This is a genomic window from Streptomyces phytophilus (assembly GCF_013870535.1).
GTDB lineage: Bacteria > Actinomycetota > Actinomycetes > Streptomycetales > Streptomycetaceae > Streptomyces > Streptomyces phytophilus.
The window spans coordinates 1-4416 of sequence record NZ_JACBXC010000456.1 but is presented as its reverse complement, the minus strand read 5'-3'; the positions used below and the strand labels follow the sequence as shown (position 1 = coordinate 4416).

Genomic DNA, 4416 nt, shown 5'->3' with positions numbered 1-4416 from the left:
GCCTGACGCGGCGGGACGGGGTGAACCGGGCGTACTGCCGCAGCTGCGGGGGCAGCTCGGCGACGGTCAGCCCGCCGAAGGACTCGTCGGCGAGCGTGACGATCCGGCGGCGCACACCCTCGGGCAGCGGGCCGTCGAGCACCTCGGCCGCGTCCTCCTCGGAGGAGGCGCCCGGGCCTTCTCTCGGCTCCACCACCGGTCACCCTTCCGCCGCAGCGATCCCCGCGGCTTCGGCCGGGCCTTCCGGCGCCGGCGCCGGCCCGGCGCACCGACCGTCGTCGCAGGCCGTGCCCCCACCCTACGACCTGGAGCGAGGTCTTAGGCAGACAGATAGAGTGAGCGCCGCACGCGGGTCCGAGAGGGAGAGCGAACACATGATCACTGCGATCGTTCTGATCAATACCGACGTGGACCGCATTCCCGAGATCGCGGAGTCGATCGCCGCGATCGACGGGGTCAGCGAGGTGTACTCGGTCACGGGGGCGCACGACCTGATCGCCATCGTCCGCGTCGCGCGCCACGACGATCTGGCCGACGTGATCCCGGGCCGGATCAGCAAGGTCCCGGGCGTGGCGGCCACGGAGACGCACATCTCCTTCCGCACGTACTCGCAGCACGACCTGGAGGCCGCGTTCGCGATCGGCCTGGAGGAGTAGACACGGTGCGCGCTCGGGGCCGTAGATGAAGAATCTCTCATCCGCCCTTCACGCTGCGCAGCATCCGCCGGCCGCAGCCTCGAAGGCATGGCTTTCTCGAAGCGCATGGCCGCACTGACCGCCGTGGTGGCGATCCCGCTGGGCGTCGCCGCGACCAGCTACGCCCTGACCGACGACCCGGAGGACCCCACTCCGCCCGCCCGGGTGGAGATGGAGGGCGGCACCTCCCCGCCCGCGGACTCCACCGCGCCCTCGCCCGGGAGTTCGCCGGGCAAGGACCGGGAAGAGGTCTCGCCGCCGCCGGTACGCGACGGGCCCACCACCGATCCGTCGGCCGGCGCCGGCGACGACGGGGACGACACCGGGGACGACACCGGCGGCGGCAACGACGATGACGACGAGTTCGACGACTGATCGATGATCTCCGCGCGTGCCCGCATCCTCCTCCTGCTCCTGGTGGTGATGACGGCTGCCCTCGCCGCCGTCGCCGGCACCACGCGCTCCATCCTGCTGCGCGACCTGGAGCACCGGGTCGACCGGCTGCTGGCGCAGGAGACGCGGGAGTTCGCCAGCCTCTACGAGCGGGGCGTCGACCCCGAGACCGGCCGGCCCTTCGCCGACCCGGCGCGGCTGCTGACGGTCTTCCTGGAGCGGCAGTACGCCGACCCCGACGAGGAGCTGCTCGGCCTGGTGCGCCAGCCCGGCCGGGGGCCGCGGCAGCTCGTCCAGCCCCGGGACCTGACGATGTCCCGGCCGCTGGAGGACGACGCCGCGGGCCGCCGGGCGATCTTCGCGTCCGACCACCGCACGGGCTCCCTCGACCGGGCCTCGGGCGAGGTCCGCTGGGCCAAGGTCGGCATCGGCGCGAAGGACGAGCCGGACGCGGCGGCGTTCGTCGTCGCCATCCACACCGAGCGTGAACGCGAGCAGGTGAGCGACGTGTTCGTCATCATGCTGATCATCTCGGCCATGGCGCTGGTGGTCGTCAGCGCCATCGGCTGGGCGGTGGCGGGCCGCATCCTCGCGCCCGTACGGCTGGTGGGCCGGACCGCCGCGCAGCTGACGGAGCAGGACCTGACCCGGCGGATCCCGGTGCGCGGACGCGCCGACCGGGACGAGACGGCGGCGCTTGCGGCGACGTTCAACGCCATGCTGGACCGGCTGGAGCGGGCGTTCGCCGCCCAGCGGGAGTTCGTCGACGACGCCGGGCACGAGCTGCGGACGCCGATCACCATCGTGCGCGGGCACCTGGAGCTGATGGGCGAGGACCCGGCGGAGCGCGAGGAGACGCTGCGGCTGGTCACCGACGAGCTGGACCGGATGACCCGGATCGTGGAGGACCTGCTGCTGCTCGCCAAGGCCGAGCGGCCGGACTTCGTCGACCCGGAGCCGGTGCAGCTGGCCGAGCTGACCGCCGACGTGTTCGTCAAGGCCAGGACGCTGGGCGAGCGGGACTGGGAGCTGAGCGAGGTCGCCGAGGGCGAGATGCGCCTCGACCCGCAGCGCGTCACCCAGGCCATGGTGCAGCTCGCCCAGAACGCGGTGCAGCACACCGCGCCCGGCGGGCGCATCCGCATCGGCTCGCGGGCCGCCGACGGCCGGGTCGAGCTGTACGTCGCCGACAGCGGCCCCGGCATCCCGCCGCAGGACGCCGACCTCATCTTCGAACGCTTCCGCCGCGGCACCGCCCGCCGCGGCTCCCGCGGCGGCGGCGCGGGCCTGGGCCTGGCCATCGTCAAGGCCATCGCCGAGGGCCACCGCGGCCGCGTCGGACTCGGCCCCACCGAAGGCGGCGGGGCCACCTTCACTCTGATCCTTCAGGAAGGTCTGTGATGAACCGGATTCTCATCGCCGAGGACGAGGAACGCATCGCCTCCTTCGTGGAGAAGGGGCTGCGCGCCAACGGCTTCACCACCACCGTCGCCGCGGACGGCGACACCGCGTACGAGTTCGCCCTCACCGGCGGCTTCGACCTGGTCGTCCTCGACATCGGGCTGCCGGGCCGGGACGGCTTCACCGTGCTGCGCCAGCTGCGCGAGGCGCGCTCGACGGTGCCGGTGATCGTGCTCACCGCGCGGGCGTCGGTCACCGACACCGTCGCCGGGCTCGAAGGCGGCGCCGACGACTACATGACCAAGCCGTTCCGCTTCGAGGAGCTGCTCGCCCGGGTCCGGCTGCGGCTGCGTACCGCCGCGCGGGCGCCGGAGGTCACGGTGCTGCGCAGCGGCGACCTCTCACTCGACCTGCGGACGCGCCGGGCGCAGGCGGGCGGGCGCATGGTGGACCTGACGGCCCGCGAGTTCGTGCTCCTGGAGCTCTTCCTGCGCCACCCCGGGCAGGTCCTCTCGCGCGAGCAGATCCTCTCCCACGTGTGGGGCTACGACTTCGACCCGGGCTCCAACATCGTGGACGTCTACGTACGGGCGCTGCGTAAGAAGATGGGCGCCGAGCGGGTCGAGACCGTACGCGGCATGGGCTACCGGCTGCCGGCCCGCCGGCCGGATGAACCGGAGCTGTCGCACTGACACTCTTTCGGGTGACGCCGGGGTAAAAGGTGAAATCTCCTTAATCTTCGGCTCATCAAGGGCTCACCGCCGCCGCCGAGGCTCATTCTGTGAGCCTCTCCCTGCGCCAGACCGCGACGTTGTGCGTGGCCCTGAGCATCTGCGCCCTGCTGGCCGTTCCGGGCAACGCCCCGGGGCTGACCACCGACGGGCGCCTGACCCTCGCCGTGTTCGCCCTGGCCACCTGCGCCTGGATCGGCACGCCCATCGACGACACGTTCATCGCGCTGGGCGCGGGCCTCGCGCTCGTCGTCACCGGGGTGCTGGACAGCGAGACGCTGTTCGGCACCCTGGGCGACGAGACGGTGTGGCTGCTGATCTGCGCGTTCGTCCTCGCCGCCGCGGTCGCGGGTACGGGCCTGGCGGGCCGGGCGGCGGCGTTCCTGGTCACCGGGGCGCGCTCCGTACGGCAGTTGGTGCACCTGACGACGGCGGCGCTGGTCGTCACCGCCTTCGCCGTGCCGGCCACCTCCGGCCGCGCGGCGCTCGCGCTGCCGGTGTTCCTCGCGCTGGCCAAGGCGCTGGGCGAGCGGAGGCGGCTGGTGGTGATGCTGGCGCTGCTCTTCCCCACCGTCATCCTGCTCTCCGCGGTGGCGACCCTCATCGGCGCCGGGGCGCACCTCATCACGGTGTCGGTGCTGTGGGAGGCGACCGGGGAGCAGATCGGCTTCACCGAGTGGCTGCTGCTCGGGCTGCCGCTGGCGATCGCCACCGCCCATCTCGCCGCCGAGGTGGTGCTGCTGACGACGACGAAGCGCGCGGACCGCAAGGGCCCGGTCCACCTGACCGCCGAGCAGATCCAGGAGCACACCGAGCAGCCGGTCACCGGGCCGCTGTCGCAGGCCGAGGCGCGCTGCGCGCTGCTCCTCGGCACGGTGGTGGTGCTGTGGTGCAGCGAGCCGCTGCACCGGGTGTCGCCGGCGGTCGTGGCGCTGATCGGCGCGGTGGTCGCGGCGTCGCCGGCGATCGGGACCGTACGGCTGAAGGACGCGCTGAAGACGGTGCCGTGGTCGCTGCTGCTGTTCATGGCGGCGACGATGGCGATGGGCATCGCGCTGTCGGAGTCGAAGGCCGCCGCGTGGCTGGTCTCCGGGCTCCCGGGCGGCTCGTCGGTGCCGGCGTGGGCGTTCCTCGCCGGGGTGGTCGCCGTGAGCACCGCGGCGCATCTGGTGCTGCAGTCCCGCTCCGCGCGCTCC

5 protein-coding genes and 1 pseudogene are annotated in these 4416 nt (G+C 73.1%); 5 read left to right on the top strand and 1 reads right to left on the bottom strand.

Features of this window, described 5'->3' with window-relative positions; translation table 11 throughout:
* Nucleotides 1-196: pseudogene (locus H5J30_RS19105) on the bottom strand (NYN domain-containing protein); the annotation flags it as partial.
* Nucleotides 197-374: 178 nt separating this feature from the next.
* Between H5J30_RS19105 and H5J30_RS19100 the strand changes: the two are divergent.
* The 5 genes from H5J30_RS19100 to H5J30_RS19080 all read left to right on the top strand — a co-directional run.
* Nucleotides 375-656: an Lrp/AsnC family transcriptional regulator gene (locus tag H5J30_RS19100; RefSeq protein WP_018837650.1), complete on the top strand. Its 282-nt coding sequence runs from the start codon at nt 375-377 to the stop codon at nt 654-656.
* 87 nt (nt 657-743) lie between these two features.
* The gene (locus tag H5J30_RS19095; RefSeq protein WP_258563407.1) at nt 744-1070 is read left to right on the top strand and encodes a hypothetical protein; all 327 of its coding nucleotides are present in this window, start codon (nt 744-746) and stop codon (nt 1068-1070) included.
* Nucleotides 1071-1073: 3 nt separating this feature from the next.
* The gene (locus H5J30_RS19090) at nt 1074-2489 is read left to right on the top strand and encodes a sensor histidine kinase (RefSeq protein WP_181788629.1); all 1416 of its coding nucleotides are present in this window, start codon (nt 1074-1076) and stop codon (nt 2487-2489) included.
* On the top strand, nt 2489-3181 hold the full coding sequence (locus H5J30_RS19085) for a response regulator transcription factor (protein WP_181788628.1): 693 nt from the start codon (nt 2489-2491) through the stop codon (nt 3179-3181). The genes H5J30_RS19090 and H5J30_RS19085 overlap by 1 nt, the downstream gene beginning before the upstream one ends.
* An 89-nt stretch (nt 3182-3270) precedes the next feature.
* The coding region (locus tag H5J30_RS19080) for an SLC13 family permease (protein ID WP_181788627.1) at nt 3271-4416 on the top strand (1146 nt) is incomplete at its 3' end.

Excerpts from the sequence above, each read along its gene's own strand:
- H5J30_RS19095 (WP_258563407.1), top strand. The coding sequence starts at position 744 with ATGGCTTTCTCGAAGCGCATGGCCGCACTGACCGCCGTGGTGGCGATC.
- H5J30_RS19090 (WP_181788629.1), top strand. The coding sequence starts at position 1,074 with ATGATCTCCGCGCGTGCCCGCATCCTCCTCCTGCTCCTGGTGGTGATG.
- H5J30_RS19085 (WP_181788628.1), top strand. The coding sequence starts at position 2,489 with ATGAACCGGATTCTCATCGCCGAGGACGAGGAACGCATCGCCTCCTTC.
- H5J30_RS19100 (WP_018837650.1), top strand. The coding sequence starts at position 375 with ATGATCACTGCGATCGTTCTGATCAATACCGACGTGGACCGCATTCCC.